The sequence below is a fragment of the Maribacter algae genome (genome assembly GCF_047345745.1).
In the GTDB taxonomy this organism is placed as follows: Bacteria; Bacteroidota; Bacteroidia; order Flavobacteriales; family Flavobacteriaceae; genus Maribacter.
On the sequence record NZ_JBLFES010000004.1, the window covers coordinates 200,648 to 219,157 of the forward strand.

Annotated in this window: 18 protein-coding genes; 4 read left to right on the forward strand and 14 right to left on the reverse strand. The window is 38.2% G+C overall.

Features of this window, described 5'->3' with window-relative positions; genetic code table 11:
* Positions 1–18: 18 nt before the first annotated feature.
* The 9 genes from ACKWBX_RS15480 to ACKWBX_RS15520 all read right to left on the reverse strand — a co-directional run bounded on the left by ACKWBX_RS15480 (position 19) and on the right by ACKWBX_RS15520 (position 9,556).
* A complete protein-coding gene (locus tag ACKWBX_RS15480; protein ID WP_413969630.1) occupies positions 19–1,989 on the reverse strand; it encodes a sensor histidine kinase in 1,971 nt (656 codons plus the stop codon).
* Positions 1,990–2,404: 415 nt separating this feature from the next.
* On the reverse strand, positions 2,405–3,169 hold the full coding sequence (locus tag ACKWBX_RS15485) for a LytR/AlgR family response regulator transcription factor (RefSeq protein ID WP_413969822.1): 765 nt from the start codon (positions 3,167–3,169) through the stop codon (positions 2,405–2,407).
* A gap of 32 nt (positions 3,170–3,201) precedes the next feature.
* A complete protein-coding gene (gene menA, locus ACKWBX_RS15490; protein ID WP_413969631.1) occupies positions 3,202–4,110 on the reverse strand; it encodes a 1,4-dihydroxy-2-naphthoate octaprenyltransferase in 909 nt (302 codons plus the stop codon).
* Positions 4,110–4,715, reverse strand: coding sequence for an SPOR domain-containing protein (locus ACKWBX_RS15495; RefSeq protein ID WP_413969632.1), 606 nt, complete (start codon positions 4,713–4,715; stop codon positions 4,110–4,112). Before ACKWBX_RS15495 ends, menA begins: the two co-directional genes overlap by 1 nt.
* A 180-nt stretch (positions 4,716–4,895) precedes the next feature.
* A complete protein-coding gene (locus ACKWBX_RS15500; RefSeq protein WP_413969633.1) occupies positions 4,896–5,732 on the reverse strand; it encodes a CvfB family protein in 837 nt (278 codons plus the stop codon).
* Between the two features lie 107 nt (positions 5,733–5,839).
* The gene (locus ACKWBX_RS15505; protein WP_413969634.1) at positions 5,840–6,178 is read right to left on the reverse strand and encodes a DUF2853 family protein; all 339 of its coding nucleotides are present in this window, start codon (positions 6,176–6,178) and stop codon (positions 5,840–5,842) included.
* A gap of 37 nt (positions 6,179–6,215) precedes the next feature.
* Positions 6,216–7,967, reverse strand: a complete 1,752-nt coding sequence (gene menD, locus ACKWBX_RS15510; protein ID WP_413969635.1) for a 2-succinyl-5-enolpyruvyl-6-hydroxy-3-cyclohexene-1-carboxylate synthase — start codon at positions 7,965–7,967, stop codon at positions 6,216–6,218.
* Positions 7,968–8,028: 61 nt separating this feature from the next.
* On the reverse strand, positions 8,029–9,135 hold the full coding sequence (locus tag ACKWBX_RS15515) for a chorismate-binding protein (protein WP_413969636.1): 1,107 nt from the start codon (positions 9,133–9,135) through the stop codon (positions 8,029–8,031).
* A gap of 1 nt (position 9,136) precedes the next feature.
* Entirely contained in the window at positions 9,137–9,556 is a 420-nt protein-coding gene (locus tag ACKWBX_RS15520) for a PaaI family thioesterase (RefSeq protein ID WP_413969637.1), read from the reverse strand.
* Between the two features lie 65 nt (positions 9,557–9,621).
* On the opposite strand from ACKWBX_RS15520, the gene ACKWBX_RS15525 reads away from it, so the two are divergent.
* From ACKWBX_RS15525 to ACKWBX_RS15535, 3 genes are read left to right on the forward strand one after another with little or no spacing between them, the layout of a single operon-like run.
* Positions 9,622–10,266, forward strand: coding sequence for an alpha/beta hydrolase (locus ACKWBX_RS15525; RefSeq protein WP_413969638.1), 645 nt, complete (start codon positions 9,622–9,624; stop codon positions 10,264–10,266).
* A 1-nt stretch (position 10,267) separates the two neighbouring features.
* Positions 10,268–10,834 (forward strand): GNAT family N-acetyltransferase, encoded by a 567-nt coding sequence (locus ACKWBX_RS15530; protein WP_413969639.1) that lies wholly within the window; start codon positions 10,268–10,270, stop codon positions 10,832–10,834.
* Positions 10,835–10,851: 17 nt separating this feature from the next.
* Entirely contained in the window at positions 10,852–11,457 is a 606-nt protein-coding gene (locus tag ACKWBX_RS15535; RefSeq protein WP_413969640.1) for a GNAT family N-acetyltransferase, read from the forward strand.
* On the opposite strand, the gene ACKWBX_RS15540 is transcribed toward ACKWBX_RS15535, so the two are convergent.
* From ACKWBX_RS15540 to ACKWBX_RS15550, 3 genes are all read right to left on the reverse strand, one after another.
* Positions 11,421–12,293 carry a hypothetical protein gene (locus ACKWBX_RS15540; protein ID WP_413969641.1) on the reverse strand — a complete coding sequence of 291 codons (873 nt, stop codon included), beginning with the start codon at positions 12,291–12,293 and terminating at the stop codon, positions 11,421–11,423. The genes ACKWBX_RS15535 and ACKWBX_RS15540 overlap by 37 nt on opposite strands.
* 165 nt (positions 12,294–12,458) lie before the next feature.
* Positions 12,459–14,366, reverse strand: a complete 1,908-nt coding sequence (gene dnaK / locus ACKWBX_RS15545; protein WP_413969642.1) for a molecular chaperone DnaK — start codon at positions 14,364–14,366, stop codon at positions 12,459–12,461.
* Positions 14,367–14,542: 176 nt separating this feature from the next.
* A complete protein-coding gene (locus ACKWBX_RS15550; RefSeq protein ID WP_413969643.1) occupies positions 14,543–14,944 on the reverse strand; it encodes a DUF302 domain-containing protein in 402 nt (133 codons plus the stop codon).
* Between the two features lie 137 nt (positions 14,945–15,081).
* Between ACKWBX_RS15550 and ACKWBX_RS15555 the strand changes: the two genes are divergently transcribed.
* Positions 15,082–16,506: an L-serine ammonia-lyase gene (locus tag ACKWBX_RS15555; RefSeq protein ID WP_413969644.1), complete on the forward strand. Its 1,425-nt coding sequence runs from the start codon at positions 15,082–15,084 to the stop codon at positions 16,504–16,506.
* Between the two features lie 13 nt (positions 16,507–16,519).
* On the opposite strand, the gene ACKWBX_RS15560 is transcribed toward ACKWBX_RS15555, so the two are convergent.
* Entirely contained in the window at positions 16,520–17,473 is a 954-nt protein-coding gene (locus ACKWBX_RS15560) for a phosphoribosylaminoimidazolesuccinocarboxamide synthase (RefSeq protein WP_413969645.1), read from the reverse strand.
* 8 nt (positions 17,474–17,481) lie between these two features.
* On the reverse strand, positions 17,482–18,435 hold the full coding sequence (locus ACKWBX_RS15565) for a PhoH family protein (RefSeq protein WP_413969646.1): 954 nt from the start codon (positions 18,433–18,435) through the stop codon (positions 17,482–17,484).
* Between the last annotated feature and the right edge of the window lie 75 nt (positions 18,436–18,510).

Below are 18,510 nucleotides of genomic sequence, written 5' to 3' on the forward strand. Positions count from 1 at the left end.
AATAAGTGTTCCCCAAATTTATTTAAAATTGAACCAAAAACGAACTCCTTCCGCAGTTTCATCCGTATTTAAAGTAGTTTGCAACTGATTGGCAAGCCTGTTCATTAACCGTATTCCCATAGAAGAACTTGCCCGTTCCTCAGTGTCCTTGGGGAGGCCTATACCGTTATCCGTATATTCAAAGAAACCTTCTTGTCCAATCATTTTACGCAGATGAATATAAATTTTACCGTTATCCTCATCATTCGGGAATGCGTATTTAAAAGAATTGGAAACCAGTTCGTTCAGAATTAATCCAAAAGGGATGGCCCTATCAATATCTAACTCTACACCTTCGGCATCTACGCTAATATTAATATTATGCCCTCCTTTTTTATAAACCGATTGAACGCTGTTTATCAAACTTTCAATATAACCCTGCATTTCAATAACGGATAAGTCTTCGTTCTGATATAGTTTCTGATGAATCAGTGCCATTGCCTTTACCCTGCTCTTGCCCTCCTCCAAGGCAACAATAGCCGCCTTGCTTCTGGTATTTTTAGTTTGTAGGCTCAACAAACTGGAAACCATTTGAAGGTTGTTCTTTACCCTATGATGAATTTCTTTTAAGAGTGAATCCTTTTCTACCAGAGAACTTTCAATAATGTGTTTCTGCTCCGCTATCAAACGTTGATTCTTGATACTTTTTAAATAGGCATAGACCAACCCAGCAAAACCCATCAGCGTAAATATTAAGGAAATGAAGACCAAACTGATGTTCCGGTCACGTTCCTGAATATCATTCCTTGATTTTTCGAGCGCTTTTTTCTGCTCTTCGATCATATTTTTGGAGTACTCCACTTCTTGGGTAACGATTGCGGTAAGTTGCTGATTTTTGATATTGGACTCTTTGGCATCCAAAGAATCCCGTATTCTCATATTCTGTTTTAAATACGATGTTGCACTTTGATAGTTACCCGTTTTATCATAATATGCCGCATATAGCCTGTTTTTCTTGAGAATGTTTTCTGCTTTTCTAGGCTCAATATCGTTACTCAAATAATCCGTTGCCTTGGCGAAATCATTGAGCTGTAAGTGACAATCCGTTATTTCCAACGTATTTTCAACCAACTCAGAGGAAAATTTTCCGCTATTGTACTCCGTAATAATTTCTATACTTGTTTCCAGATACGGGACAGCCTCTTTGTATTCCTTTAATTGTACGTGACACTTACCTATGTTACCAAGAATAATCCCTTTCAATAAATTGGCTTTTGTAAGTTCTTGTTCCGTTCTCAGATTGATTACATCACTAAAATAAACTTCCAATAAGGCTTCCGCCTTTTTAAAATAGGTCATCGCAGTTGGGGTAGACTTATCCAATCGTAAATAGTTGCCAATATTGTTATTGTAATTGGCTTGAGCTAGGAAATCATCTTCATCAAGGTTTTTCTTTTCTTCGGTCATGTAATCCCGCATAGCTTTACGGTGCTGCCCAAGACTTGAATAAATATCGTAGAATGCTACATTCTTGGTAAGCCCCAAATCACGTTTGCGCAAACGAACTTCAATTTGCTTGTCATAGAGTTCCAACTTGGAATAATTATTATCCATCAGCTCTAAAAGAAGCACCTTGGTATCTATGTCAAAACTTTCTATTTCTTCGTAAAGTGATTTTGTCAGTGCCAAACTCTTTTCATAATCACCAAGATCATAATAAATCTGAGCTTGAATCAGTTCATATTTCTGAATCGAAACTGTATCGTTAACCTTTCTAGAACTGCTTAAATACACGTTTACAGTATCTAACCAATCATAGGCAGAGTTTTTATTATATCTATTTGGAGTACTGAAGAAAAAAGTTGAACGATCATCAACTCCCTCAATAATTTGAAACTCTTCAAAGTAATCCTCATCCACATCAGTAGCAGGTTCTTGTGCTGTTACCGATTGGCCTGTTATGAACAAGCAGATTGCTAAAAGAGTGAAAAAATGAAAGTTCTTTTTCATATCATATAAACACGCGAATCCAAACATAGAAATTATGTACGTTTTAGATAAACTTTTGTTGTGATCCACTGAAAAATTTTCAATATCAACGGAAATAAATTTTTCTACGAGTGATAATCCTGTTGTTAATATGCCACTTTTTCCAAACTAAAACATCAATTAATCAAAGATTAACGATAAAAATCAGTAAAATTTGGAAATTATTAAGCCAGCAATAAAAATATTGTTTGAAGAGACGCTCTTTTTGGCATTGTTGTGTAAGTGCTCAATTTTGTTGTGTACATCAATTCAGCCCCGCATTTGAGTTATTCGTCGGGTTTTTATGCATTTCATAGGACGGATACAAAAAATAATCCCCGAAAAAATATTGAAAACTCAATCGGAAAAAAGAAGTATGCTTTACTCTAAAACTCTTTCAAGAGTTCATTGCGGAAATAATGAATTCTTTAAAGTCTTTTGATATGGGAATCAAGGTCTCATTGATCATAATATCCTTGGAATTGATTGCATCAATATGATCAACATTTACTATATAGGATTTATGGGCCCTGTAAAATTTTTTCTTGGGGAGTTTTTCCAAATAGTCCTTTAAAGGCGATCTGACCAAGAATTTTTTATCGACCGTATTTACCTCTAAATAAACATTATCAGCCTTTATAAATTGAATATCCTCAAACTGAATTCTGTAATATAGGTGTTGTTTTTTTACAAAAATGGAATCCTTCAAAATAGAATTTGACATAGCGACATCATCATCCATTTCGCCATTGGGATTGCTTACCGCTCCAGTATTCTGTTTACCATAGATAAAATTGGATAACGCTATTTCTATTGAAGTATAAAGATCCTGTTGCTCAAACGGCTTCACCAAATAACCGTTAGGCTTTACGGTCTTGGCATTTTCTACAGTAGCCCTATCCGAGTTGGAAGTAACAAAAATGAAGGGAATGTCGTAATTCTCTCGAATGTGTTTTCCCAAATCTATACCCGTCTTATCAGATGCAAGAATTATATCTATCAGAACAAGATCAACTTGCTGGGATTTTAAAACTTCTACGGCTTGTTCATAGACTATTACGTTGTCTACAATTTCATAGCCAATTTCTTCCAACATAGATTGCATATCATCTGCGATGATAACATTGTCCTCAACAATAAGAATTTTAATGGGTTGTTCCAAGTGTGTGGGGTTTAGATGGTTTTGTATCAAAATTACAAAAAATTATGATATGCCAAACAAAACAGGATTGCCAGTAAGAAAGTACTGAGTGCCAACTTTTTAAGTTCTGGGTCTAGTCTAGCGGGCGATTCCGTCTTTTTAACCTTTATAGCATGTACTATAATCGGGACATAAGCAATGAGGCACATAAACTGATGTACGCTATCATGTGTAAACACAACAAAGGACAATAACCCAAAAAACGAAATTCCCAATAAGTATAAATGATATTTTTTGGCTTTTGCGAAACCTAGCTTGACCACAACCGTATTTTTTCCGGCCTTCTTATCTGAAATATGGTCCCTAAGATTATTAAGGTTCAATACCCCAACGCTCAGCAAGCCTATAGCGAGTGCCGGTAAAAACGAAAGTACCGGAATAGTTTTTATGTACAAAAACATAGATCCCAAAACGCCCACCAATCCAAAAAAGATAAAAACAAACAAATCACCCAGGCCGCTATAGCCATAGGCAGAGTCACCAACTGTATAGCGTATCGCCGCCCATATACTCAAAGCTCCCAACACCAAAAAAAATATAATGAGCGCTAGATTTTCTTTGCTGAACGAAAAATATAAAAGCAGAAGTACCAATAAAACGTTTATAACGATGGAGACGATAATCCCTTTTTTAAGAGATTTCCTTGTTAATAACCCACTTTGTAGAGCACGTTTAGGACCGACCCTATCATCATTATCGGTGCCTTTTACGCCATCACCATAGTCGTTCGCAAAATTAGAGGTAATCTGAAACCCCACCGTAGTACATATTGCCAATACGAAAATGGGCCAACTGAAGTCACCATAATACAATGCCAATCCTGTCCCAACAAGTATTCCGGAAATTGAAAGAGGTAATGTTCTAAGTCTCGCGGCGTTTATCCACGCACCTATTTTTGACACTAATACGGGTCTTCTATCTGGACACGTTTCCCATCCTTATAAGAGGCCACAAAGGCATCTTCAAAACCAATATCCACTAATTGTTTTCTAAAAGATTGTGCTTCCTTTAAGGTTTCAAAATTACCAAGGGAATAGGAATAAAATGGATTCGTTTTGACAAATAACGTGTTTGTGAGTGCTTCCGAAGCTAGCGTTACATTATTATCCACAAAAGATTTCACTTGAACCGAGTAAATTTTCTCTTTCTGAAGGAACTCTTTTGCGAGATAGAACTCTTTTACCAAACTCAATTCATCGTTCTGTTGCTTAAGATTGTCCATTCGAGTTCGTACCGCTTCCAAACTATCAATAGAAGTGACCACCAAATCGGTATTGTTTCTATCAAAACCACCTGAACTACTAATGCCGGCCGTAAAGGAGGTAAATGCTAAACCACCAATCAAGAACAGTGTGGTAATCCCAGCAAAAATATTGCGTTGGATCTTACTCTTCTTGAGCTCTTTGTTCTTATACTTGATTTGATCTAAAAGTCGTTCATTGATAATTTGGGCCTTATCAATATCCTTGTGCAGTTCTAATAAATCGCTTTCTTCTATAAAAGGCATGTGTACTGATCTTGTGGGACGTTGTTCTAAAAGTAAACAAAAAATTAAGTGATTTGTATAAAAATCCTTTCAATTTCACAAAAATAAGATTTAAAGCAAATTATTGCAATAAAAGACCTACAAAATTTCAATACAAAACTGAAAATCAATCATTTGAGAATTTTCTGACAATAGCATAAATCAATCCTCGGCCAATGCTATACCATCATTTTCCAATGTAATTTTTCGTTCTTTATATAAAGTGCCCAATCCTTTTTTGAATGTCTTCTTGCTCATCTGCATTATATCCCTGATTTCCTCTGGGTCCGACTTATCATGTAATGCTAAAAATCCTCCATTCTCTTTTAAGGTCTCATATATTTTTTTGGCTGCTGGCTCCAAGACCCTACTGCCCAATGGCTGTAGCGAAATATCAATTTTATTATCGCTTCTGATTTTCTTGATGCACCCCGGGATTACATCCCCAATATTTATGGTCTTGAATACTTCATTAAAATAGACCAACCCTTTATGCTTTTCATTGACAATGACTTCCCAACCTAAATCGGTCTGTCTAATAACTACTAAATCTACCTCGTCCCATTCCTTCACATTGAGATTGTCATTGCTTAAAAATTTATCCAATTTGTTAGAGGCAACCAATCTTCCGGTGCGTTGGTCCAGGTAACAATGCACAACATACCACTGCCCCTGTTTCATTTTATCCCTTTGCTCACGAAAAGGCACAAGAAGATGTTTCTCAAGGCCCCACTCCATAAATGCACCGAATTCATTTACTTCAGCTACCTGTAACAACCGGAACTCTCCAACCATAATGTATGGTTCCAAAGTAGTTGCTATGGGTCTTTCATCATAATCCAGATAACAAAAAACTTCTATATGCTGCCCAATCTCATAATCTTTTGGCACATATTTGTTGGGCAAGAGGACATCATGGCCTTTTCCATCGCTCAAAAAGAGACCAACACTGGTATCTCTTACTATTTCCAATTTATTAGTTCTTCCCAATTCTATCATAAGAGCAAAATTACGTTTTAATTACCCATCATAGTAAGGTAAAATTAGGTGCATAAAAAAACCGTCCGCTAGAGAGCGAACGGTCCAATTTATATACGTTAAGCTTTCTAGTACACAGAAGCTTTGTTAAAATGTTTACATAACATATAGTATACTACCGCTCTGTGCTTGTTCTTATTGGAAGAACCGTATTTATCCAAAACAGATTTTACGGCATCCATTAGAGCAGGACTATCCTTAAGACCTAGTTTTTTTACCAGATAATTATTTTTTACGGTTTCTAGCTCCTTTTCGTCTCCTCCGGAAACTTTTGAAGCGTCTAAATTATAGATTGATGGTCCTAAACCTACAGTGACTTTAGTCAATAAATCCATATCTGCACTTTCACCAAATTTGTCTTTGATGTCCGCGGCATATTTTTCAATAAGTTCATCTCGTTTGCTCATAATTCTTAGTGTCTTTAAAATTAATGGTTAATATGCCCTAAGATATAAAATGAAAGTAATCCATCAAAATTTTATCATTCTTTAATCGTGGAGTGAAAATTTCGAGAATTCTTGACGTATTGGATTCTTCATAAAAGGATTCCAAAATTTTGGTCAATGAATTTGTATCATCCGCTTTTAGGTATTCAATATTAAATGTTTCGCAAAGACCCGAAGCATTTAATTCATGTTTTGTTTCAAAATAGGTTTCAAAATTATCCGTGTTCTCTTTGCCGGGTAGAATTCTAAAAATTCCCCCACCGCCATTATTAATGACGATAATCCTGAAATCCTTTCTTAAATAATTGTTCCACAGGGCGTTACTATCGTAGAAAAAACTAAGGTCCCCCGTAATCAACAAAGTTGGTTCCTTGCCTATTTGTGAAGCACCTATTGCCGTAGAAGTGCTCCCATCTATTCCACTAGTTCCCCTATTACAGAACACTCTCAGGGTTGGATTTAACTCGCAGAGCTGCGCATAACGCACGGTAGAACTATTGGCCAGCTGCAACTGATATTTATCTGGAATACTTCTTAGAATTTGCTCAAAAACCAAAAAGTCGGAAAATGGAATTTTTTCCAGATATGTTTTTCTTTTACTCCTATAGGTCTGTTTTACCTTGTCCCAACTTGGAAAATAGTCACTTTCTATTTTCGGATTCCCAATATATAATTCCTTTAAAAATTCGTTCGGTTTACATTGTAAATGAATGTCCAAACAAAAAAAGGTATCGTTTGCCTTAACGCCGCCAACATGCCAGTGTTGTCCGGGAGGATGCTGTCGTAGAAAAGCCTTTATTTTTTTTGATACGATGAGTCCTCCAAAGGTCACTAGAATTTCCGGTCTAAGGTCATCAAAAAGGACTTCCTTGTCATCCAATAGTTCAATGGGCGCAATGACACTATCTATACTGTTGAAAAAGTTTTTGTGATGCAAATTCGAAGTTGTTTCGGAAAAAACAAGAACCGATTCATCCATTCCAACAAAATCAAGTAGTTCTTGTTGAATCGTATTTGGAAAATTGACTCCTACCAAAATCATTTTTCTTTTAGCCCTGCTCCAGAGATTCCTCAATTCATCAAAATCAATTTTTGCACTTGTTTTACTTTCGGTGAAATTGATGTCGGGCGCTACCGAGGGAGCTTCCAAAAAATCATAGAGCGGCTCTTCAAAAGGTACGTTGATGTGAATGGGAAGGAGTTCCCGAGTGGCCAGATTGATTGCCGTATTCAGTTCATCGTCATTATACTGTTGTCGCTCCTGTTGTATCTTTAAAATATCCTTTTTGGATATCCATTCCGGTCTGTATTGTTTTATCCGGTTTGTGGCATGAACTACATCTTGTTGCAAATTGGCAGAATACCCAATATGTCTTTGATACACGTTATCCTGCCGTATCGTTTGCCCATCTCCAACATCTATTTTATAGGAAGGCCGATCTGCCGAAATAATGACCAAAGGTATTTGACTATAAAAGGCTTCGGTCACCGCGGGATAGTAATTTAAAAGTGCACTGCCAGATGTGCATACAACCGCTACCGGTTGCCGTAATTGTTGTGCCATTCCCAAAGCGAAAAAAGCGGCACAACGTTCATCAACTATGCTATAACAGTTAAAAAAAGGATTCTCTGTAAAAGAGATGGTCAAAGGCGCATTTCTAGAACCCGGGGAAATCACAATATTGGAAATACCTTTTGCTTGACAATGGGCGACCACTGTTTGTGCCAAAGGAATAGAGGAATGCTTCATCACCTACAAAAATACAACCTGTATGATTCTAAAACCAGTGGTTTTGAATACTGAACTCATTTTATGCTAAAACCTTCAAAATAGTACCACTTTTGTTAACGGTTTCCTGCCATTCTTTTTCCGGGTCGGAATCTGCCGTTATTCCACCCCCAACATAAATTGTGGCCATATCATTGGAAAGGGACATACACCTAAGATTCACATAGAGTTCCGAAGCTTTATAAACAGATTTATAAGCATTGTTTTCCACGTTCCTCAAGTTTCTGTTCCTAGTGCGCTCCCGTTTTAAATTCAATTCCCCTAAATACCCGGTGTAATACTTCCTGTCATAGTTTTCTTGCTCTAAAATGAACGCCTTGGAAATATCTTTTGGCATACCGCACACAGCAGGGGTGGGATGTAATGATTGGATAATATTCCCTAACTCTTCTACATCATAATTTCCTGAAATCTTTGTACGTAAATGCCATAATTGCCCTGCTTTTATGGATTCCAGTTCCCCAACGTGCAGATTGTTCAATTTATTTTTTAGAATGTCTTTAATATAATCTGTCACCAATTGTTGTTCTTGTAACTCCTTCTTTCCCCAGACAGGTTTTTTATAATCATCTGTGGTTTGGGTCCCGGCCAAAGACATTGTTGTAAGTACCCCGCCTTTTGTCATTAAAAGAATTTCAGGAGTAGCGCCCAGCCATAGACCAACTTTGGGATGAAACCATAAGTAACAGAACGCATTATGATAAGATGTCAATAGCCGCTCAAGCAAAATAAACGGGGACTCTTTTACGGGTACTTGAATTTTTCTGGACAACACTACTTTTTGGAATGTCCCTGCTTTAATCTTATCAACAGCCTTACCTACTAAATTCAGGTGAATTGCCTTATCGTTTGAATTGTGCAATACTTGGGACTCCGAGAAGGTATCCGTTTTTTTCAGATTGGATATATCTCCTTTCAAAAAGACATCGGTCTTTATTAAAATAGGCTTGTTCGTAGAATCAAAAGGAGCAAAAACAAAACCACTTTCCCTGTAATCGGAAACATAGGATAACGTTTTTGCTTTTTGGAAAATTCCATTTATCAAATTCTGCCTGGGTTTCCGGTATAAAACAAAAGGAAGTTCTTTCTGTAGCTGGCTTTCAGCAAAGTCAAGAATCTTGTCGGCCATATTACTTTCGGGGCAAGGCTATTGTGGTGAGTTTACAGATAGAAATCAGGTTATCGTCCTCATCGGTAATTTTAATGTCCCATAGTTGGGTGGTACGCCCTTTGTGAACGAAACTGGCCTTGGCAAAAACATGACCCTCTTTAACACTTTTTACATGATTGGCAGAAATTTCGATACCGCGTACAAAATATTTTTCGGCATCTAAAAAAATATAAGATGCCGTACTACCAATACTTTCTGCCAATGCCACCATAGCCCCACCGTGCAAAACACCATCAGGTTGGTATACTTTAGGGGTCACCGGCATTTTACCGACCAAAAAATCGGCTCCAACATCAATATATTCTATCTGCAACGTTTCCATCATCGTATTTTTGGTGGCTTCATTACAAATTTTGAGAATTTTATCTTTGTGCTCCATTATCAGCTTTTTTGTAAAATTAATCAATAGAAAGATAGTAGGTCTTCTAGCACAATAGAATTTGTATGTCCAAAACAAGTAAAGAAGTAGCGTATGTATCTCACAACTCTTATGAAGTTTTAAACGAGCTTACCCCAAAGACCAAAAACGTTTGGATCGTGCTGCACGGTTTGGGCTATTTAAGTAGGTATTTTATAAACTATTTTGATGAGCTATCCCCGGGAGAAAATTATATTATTGCGCCTCAGGCTCCTTCTAAATATTACCTCAAGGACAATTTTAAGCACGTTGGTGCCAGTTGGTTGACCAAAGAAAACACCGTGGGAGAAACCCGAAATGTCCTTGCATATTTGGACACAGTGCTAGAAAATGAAAAAATACCGAATCATTGTAATGTAATGGTATTTGGTTTTTCGCAAGGAGTATCCATTGCCACGAGATGGGTAGCAAAATCAAAGCTGAAATGTTTCAAATTGATATTATATGCCGGAGGAATCCCAAACGAATTGACAGCTGAAGATTTTGATTTTTTATGGAAGAACCAAACGGAAGTAATTACTATTGTGGGCGATTCAGATGTATATTTAACCCCCGAAAGATTATCAAAAGAAAGTGGGAAAATTGATGCCGTTTTTAGGGGAAATGCCAAATCTATTTCTTTTGAAGGTGGGCATGAAATCAAAAAAGAAATAATTAATAATCTGTTCTAGAATGAAGAAATTCCCAAATCTAGAGACAGAACGCCTAGTCTTGAGCGAAGTTGTTCAAAGTGATGTTCCCAATATCGTTTTACATGCCAATAACCGAAATGTTACCGACAATACGAGAAGCTTGCCCTTTCCTTACACTGAAAAAGATGCCGTAGACTGGATACGTATTATTAATAAAGGCTTTCATAACGAGGACCAATACGCCTTTGCCATACGCAGAAAAAATGGTTTAGAGTTTATTGGCGCCATCGGATTGACCATTTCATTGTCCAACAATAGAGCTGAGCTTGGATATTGGTTGGCAGAACCTTTTTGGAATAAGGGGCTCATCACTGAAGCTGTTCAACGTTTATTGAAATTTGGGTTCGAGAATTTAAATCTCAACAAGATTATCGCTGTTTATCTTAGTAGCAATGAAGCATCGGGCAAAGTAATGGTTAAAAACGGAATGATCAAAGAAGGTGTATTCAAAGACCATGATGTTAAAAAAGACCACTCTGTTTATGAGGGAAAATATGTTTCGCTAATTCAATACCGATTATTAAAAAGCGAATACGAATCATTGTAAACAAAAATTTAATCAAAATGTCCACATCGCCAACACTAGAAAATAGCTTTGCAATACTATCTCCGCTTACTTTGGATAACTTCCCAAAACTAATTCCCATAGCTGCGGAGGACAAACTTATCCAATATTCTCCATCGGACATTAAAACCCCTGAAAGCTTAAAAAAATATGTGGAAATTGCACTGGACCAAAAAGCAAATGGCACCAGTATTCCTTTCATCGTTTTTGACAAAAGCAAACAGCAATACGCCGGAAGCACGCGATTTATGAACATAAGCGCAAAGAATAAGGTTGTGGAAATAGGTTCTACATGGATTGGCAGGGCATTTCAGGGTACCGGACTCAACAGTCAAATGAAATTTCTAATGCTAGAGTATGCATTTAATGTTCTAGGATTTGAAAAGGTAGAATTCCGTATTGATGAACGAAACAAAACTTCAAGAAAAGCGGTAGAGAAATTGGGTTGTACCTTGGAAGGGATTCTAAGAAAAAATGTTTACCTCATGGACGGTTTTAAGAGAAATACATGTTGCTATGGATTGTTAAGAGAAGAGTGGAGCCTCATAAAAAAGGAACGGTTCAAAGATTATTCCTCTTCCTCTGCAACGTTCCCTGATTCGTAATATTCTATTTTCCTCGTAGTATATGTATTGTCCGGGGTTACTATTTGTTTGATCCAGTTGCCGTCCTCTTCACGGTCATATTGATAGATATATGCTTTCTTTTCAGTAATGTTTTCGGTTTTGGCGGTTTCGGAAATAAGCATATTATTTGAGTCATACTCATATGTGGTTCTGGTAGTCGGTACGAAATTTTTCTTCTTTTCATCGTACTCGAACATTTGCCGTGCCAACAATTTACCGGACACATCAAAAACTTCTTCAAAAGCTTTATTCGCCTCTCCGTCTAAATATTCTTTGGTCAAAACTACTTCTTGAACCGAATTATCTTTATTTTTTTGATTTGAAGTACGGATAGATTTTAAAAGTTCATCGTTCATCGTGTATGTCACGGTGTGCTCACCTTTATAGTTCTTGTAGCTGATAATGGTTTCATCCGTACCGTTATTATTAGTACGCATAATTTTCACCAAATTACCGGCAGTATTATATTCATAGACATATTGGTCCAAAAACTCCTTATCATAAGAAATAATTTTCTCGGTGACCGTTCTAACAGGAATCGTATCTATTTCATAGAAATGCGCAATAGAAGTATTGGAATCAAAAACGTTATTCCTATAAGATTCCGAACGTTTTTCTATAAGCTCATTATTATTGAACTTGTAATAAATAACGTCATAATCCGTATCATTGAAACGTGTAACGGATTTGGTCAGGAATCCGGCTTCGTTAAAATCATATTCTTCCTTGCCGTATTTGGTGCTCACCAGACACTTTTTTACCTGATGCTTGAGTTCAAAATCAGATGTTGTAAATACCCGGATCTCTTGTCCCATTAACTGAAGTGGGTTACCAAATAGTATTAAGAATAAAAAAACAAGGTAGTTTTTTAGCATATATTCAAAATTAGTCCAATTCCTACAAATTGAACGCGAAAGATATATCAAAAATAAAAAGGAGCGGTAAATACCGCTCCTTTTTCGATGTTATGCTTACGTCAATTACTTGACTTCTTCGAAATCTACATCCTCTACATTATCGCCTTCTGGAGCCCCTCCATCAGCGGTTGGTTCACCTTGAGGTGCGCCGCCAGCCTGCTGTGCCTCAGCTTGTGCTTTGTACATTTCTTCGGAAGCAACTTTCCAAGCTTCGTTTATTTTATCCAAAGCTGGCGTAATCACTGCTAAATCTTTTGTTTCATAAGCTGCTTTCAATTCTGCCAAAGCCTCTTCTACCGGCTTCTTCTTGTCATCGGACAATTTATCTCCAAACTCGCTCAATTGCTTTTCCGTTTGGAAAATCATACCGTCCGCTTCATTCAGCTTATCCGCAGTTTCCTTCGCTTTTTTATCCGCATCGGCATTTGCCTCAGCTTCAGCTTTCATCTTTTCGATTTCCTCTTCTGTTAATCCAGAGGAAGCTTCAATACGAATATCCTGCGTTTTGTTCGTGGCTTTATCCGTTGCGGAAACTTTTATGATTCCGTTCGCATCAATGTCAAAAGTTACTTCAATTTGAGGTGTACCTCGCTGTGCCGGTGGAATACCGTCCAAGTGAAAACGTCCAATCGTTTTATTATCCGCTGCCATAGGCCTTTCTCCTTGCAATACGTGAATCTCAACCGATGGTTGATTATCCGCTGCAGTAGAGAATATCTGGGATTTCTTGGTAGGAATCGTAGTGTTGGCATCTATCAACTTGGTCATTACGCTTCCCATGGTTTCTATTCCAAGAGACAATGGCGTTACGTCCAATAACAATACGTCTTTTACGTCTCCCGTTAAAACCCCACCTTGAATAGCAGCACCAACTGCCACTACCTCATCTGGATTTACACCTTTGGAAGGTTTTTTCCCGAAGAACTTTTCTACCGCATCCTGTACTGCCGGGATTCTTGTAGAACCACCTACTAAGATAATTTCATCAATATCGCTCTTGGAAAGTCCCGCTGCTTTTAAAGCTGTTTCGCAAGGCTCAATTGTTCTTTTGACCAAATCAGCGATCAATTGCTCGAATTTTGCTTTGGTCAGTGTCCTCACCAAGTGTTTTGGTCCTGAAGCCGTTGCGGTAACATAAGGTAAATTGATTTCTGTCTGAGCGGAAGAAGACAATTCGATCTTTGCTTTTTCGGCAGCTTCACGCAAACGTTGCAACGCCATTGCATCATCACGTAAATCTATACTTTCATCTTTTTTGAACTCCTCTGCCAACCAATCAATAATTTTTTGATCTACATCATCACCTCCCAAGTGGGTATCACCATCCGTGGACAGTACTTCAAAGACACCGTCTCCCAATTCCAAAATGGAAACATCATGTGTACCACCTCCAAAGTCAAAAACGACTATTTTCTGGTCGGTATCTTTTTTGTCCATTCCGTAGGCCAAAGAGGCAGCCGTGGGCTCATTGATAATACGCTCTACCGTAAGTCCGGCAATTTCACCGGCTTCTTTCGTAGCCTGTCTCTGCGCATCGTTAAAGTATGCCGGAACTGTAATCACGGCTCTAGAAACATCCTGACCAAGATAATCCTCTGCCGTTTTCTTCATTTTCTGAAGAATCATAGCGGACAATTCTTGCGGTGTGTATAATCTTCCCTCAATATCTACTCTTGGAGTATCATTGTCGCCCTTCACTACTTTATAAGGAACTCTATCCGCCTCTTTACTGGACTCGGAAAATTTGTTCCCCATAAAACGCTTTATGGAATATATGGTCTTGTGAGGATTGGTAACCGCCTGTCTTTTTGCAGGATCACCTACCTTAATTTCACCACCTTCTACAAATGCGATAACGGAAGGCGTTGTTCTTTTTCCTTCTGCGTTTGGTATTACAACGGGTTCGTTACCTTCCATTACGGAAACACAGGAATTCGTTGTACCCAAATCTATACCTATAATTTTACTCATTCTATATGTTTTAAAATATTAGTGCTTTTTTAATCAACCAGTAAATGTCAATTAATATGCCAAGCGAGTAAAACTGACAGGATGTCATTTTGAAAAACCAAATGTATGGATTCATTGTCGTTTTTTATGCTGATGTTACTATCGCCATATATTGTTAGCGCATATTAAACTTTAATTTATAGTCCAGCTGCTGCATTTGTCACTGCATCAAGGGCACTACTTATTTTTTTAAGAATTTCAGAAGTTTTTTCGCTTAATTGGTGACGCTCCTTAAGGTAGTAAGAATCGTTGTAGAACAATTTAACTGTTTCAGATGTTTCAATAACCAGTATCTTTTGGGGTAAATCAATACCAACAGTTTGGTTGTCTTTCATTAATACCGTACCCAATTTTGGATTTCCAAATAAGATGATTTTGGTCGGTGCCAAATCTAAATCTACGGAGGCTGCATTTTTACTGTGGTCCAACTCTAACAAAATCTTCAGGTTTGGATTTTCTTCTAAAACCTTTCTTAACTTATCGTAAGTATCCGTAAAGCCATATATACTATTCTTTTCTATAAGTCCGTTCGCTTTCATAATTATTTATTTAATAAGATTTTTTTAATAGTCGAAGGCTTTCTATCTACCTTGCCTAGGCCCAGTTATTTCCTATCCAAACAGATTATAATATTTTAAATTACCATTACCTTTACTTTGCAAAACTTCTTTATCAAATGGAGTGTATCAGTATTTTTGACATGCTAAAGATAGGCGTTGGGCCATCAAGTTCGCATACATTAGGCCCTTGGCGCGCCGCGGAACGTTGGATCAAGGAACTTAAAGCTTCCAATATTTTCCCTGACGTTAAAGAAGTACACGTACACATGTATGGGTCACTTTCTTTAACCGGGAAAGGACATGCCACGGACTATGCCATAATATTGGGGCTATCCGGAGCCGACCCGGAATATGTTCCTATTGATGAAATACATACTCTGGTAGAAAGCGTCAAGAAACTTAAAAAGTTACATTTTGGCGGGAATTTTTCAATTGATTTCGACCCTGATACACATATAAAGTTCCATAGGAAGTTTTTACCTTTTCATGCGAACGGCTTAACTTTTGAAGCACTGTTGAATTCTGGTATAAAGAAAACCAAAACCTATTATTCCATAGGCGGAGGATTTGTAGTGGTCGAAGAACGTAAAAACGCGAAGAAAAAAATTGAGGCATTTCATACATTTCCTTTTCCTGTTCAAAAAGGAACCGAACTATTGGCTTTTTGCGAACAAGAGAAAAAGAATATTTCGGAAATCGTATTGGAGAACGAACGTTCTTTACGGTCAGATACTGAAATTGATAATCAATTAAACCGCGTATGGGAAACCATGCTAGAGTGTATGTATATAGGTTGCCATACGGAGGGAAAGCTTCCTGGCGGGCTCAACGTAAAACGTAGGGCCTTTGAAATGCATCGAAGCTTAAAGGGCGAACTGCCCTACTCCAATCCCGAAGAGTGGTTGAACGGTATACGACAAACCGAAGTCAAGTTTCGGCAGATTTTGCAATGGGTAAGTTGTTTTGCCCTCAGCGTGAACGAGGTAAACGCTTCTTTGGGCCGCGTAGTTACGGCACCTACAAACGGAAGCGCAGGGGTTATTCCAGCAGTGTTGATGTATTATCTGGTTATTGAAAATCATGCAGGTAATTTTGAGCATATCAAACAATTTTTATTGGTGGCGGGCGAAATAGGAAGCATCTTTAAAAAAGGAGCTACCATTTCTGCGGCGATGGGTGGTTGCCAAGCAGAGATAGGCGTTTCTTCAGCTATGGCAGCCGGTGCTTTAACAGAATTACTTGGAGGAACTCCTGAACAGGTTCTTATGGCTGCAGAGATTGCGATGGAACATCACTTGGGACTTACCTGCGACCCAATTGGTGGGTTGGTCCAAGTACCATGTATTGAACGAAATTCCATGGGAGCCATAAAAGCCATAAACGCTGCCGAATTGGCATTGGGTTCCGACCCTAAAGAGGCCAAAGTGCCTTTGGATAAAGTTGTAGAGACCATGTGGTCTACGGCAAAGGACATGAGTTCCAAATACAAAGAGACCTCTGAAGGTGGCCTGGCCGTTGGCGTTTTCTTGAGTGATTGTTAATATTTATTGTAGCCTAAAAAGAATTTAAATAGTTTAGAACATTCTTTTCAATGCGCTCTTGAATGTTTGACACATCACCTTTTATAAAAGGTTCTCCAATAATATTCTCATAGAGTTCTATGTAGCGTTCAGAAACAGAATTGATGTATTCTTCGGACATTTTTGGAACGGCCTGCCCTTTTAAACCTTGAAAACCTTTGGAAATCAACCATTGGCGCACAAATTCTTTGGACAACTGTTTTTGAGGTTCGTTCTTATCCTGTCTTTCTTGATACCCATCTGCATAAAAGTAACGGGAAGAATCCGGAGTATGGATTTCATCGATCAAGACAATTTTTCCATCCTTGGTTTTTCCGAATTCATATTTGGTATCCACCAAAATCAATCCTCGGCTTGCCGCTATCTCCGTGCCTCTTTGAAAAAGGGCGCGTGTATAGTTTTCTAGAACTTCATATTCATCAGCTGAAACAATTCCCCTAGCCAAAATACCTTCGCGTGAAATATCCTCGTCATGATCGCCCATTTCAGCCTTTGTGGCCGGAGTAATAATAGGTTGCGGAAATTTATCGTTCTCTTTCATTCCTTCGGGCATAGGAACTCCGCATAACGTTCGCTTGCCTGATTTATATTCCCGCGCTGCATGACCGGACATATAGCCCCTAATGACCATTTCAACCTTAAATGGCTCGCAAGCATGGCCCACAGCTACATTTGGGTCCGGCGTTGCTGTTAGCCAATTCGGAACAATATCAGCTGTGGCAGCCATCATTTTTGTGGCAATCTGATTTAATATTTGTCCTTTAAAAGGTATTCCTTTGGGCATCACCACATCAAAAGCGGAAAGACGGTCCGTGGCAATCATCACCAATATATCATTATCCAAAGCGTAAACCTCCCTCACTTTTCCTTTGTATACACTCTTCTGATTGGGGAAGTTAAAATTTGTAGCTATGATCGTATTGGGCATAAACTTGATTAATTTTGGTGTTCTATGGTTTTATAGGCATCTATTACTTTCTTCACTAATTTATGGCGAATAACATCTTTATCGTCCAAGTAAATTATTTCAATACCTTCAACATTTTTAAGAATCAACAAGGCTTCTTTTAAACCGGATATGGTTCTTCTAGGCAAATCTATCTGTCCTGGATCTCCCGTAATCAAAAATCTAGCGTTCTTCCCCATACGGGTAAGGAACATCTTCATCTGTGCATGTGTCGTATTTTGGGCTTCATCCAAAATTACGAATGCATTGTCCAAAGTTCGCCCGCGCATAAAGGCCATTGGTGCAATCTGAATGGTTCCGTTTTCTATATAATGTGTCAGTTTTTCAGCGGCGATCATATCCCTTAGCGCATCGTACAAAGGCTGCATGTAAGGATCCAATTTTTCCTTCAGATCGCCTGGTAAAAATCCCAGATTTTCCCCTGCTTCGACAGCTGGCCTGGTCAGTATAATTCTTTTGACCTGTTTTTCTTTGAGCGCTTTTACCGCTAAGGCTACTCCTGTATAGGTTTTTCCTGTCCCCGCTGGACCAATGGCAAAAACCATATCATTCTTTTTAGAAGCATCCACCAACCTGCGCTGGTTTGCCGTTTGCGCTTTTATAAGCCTGCCGCTAACGCCGTGGACCAAAGTCTCCCCGCTCTTGGCAGAGGACTCATACCCCTTGGCGTCATCACTTGTAAGCACTCTTTCTATACTGTTTTCATCAATTTTATTGTACTTTACAAAATGTTGGGTAAGCATATCAAAACGCTTGTCAAACTCTTCTAAAAGTTCTTCATCGCCATAGACTTTTATCTTATTGCCTCGGGCTACAATTTTGAGTTTTGGAAAATATTTCTTGAGAAGGTCTATGTTCTCGTTCTGTTGTCCAAAAAATTCTCTTGGACTAATTTCGGTGAGTTCTAAAACAAGTTCGTTCAAATAGTGGGATTTTGAAGATTTAGCGTCGCCAAAGTTTAATTTCCAGTGGCTAATTTTTTGTTTAATTTTGTTTTC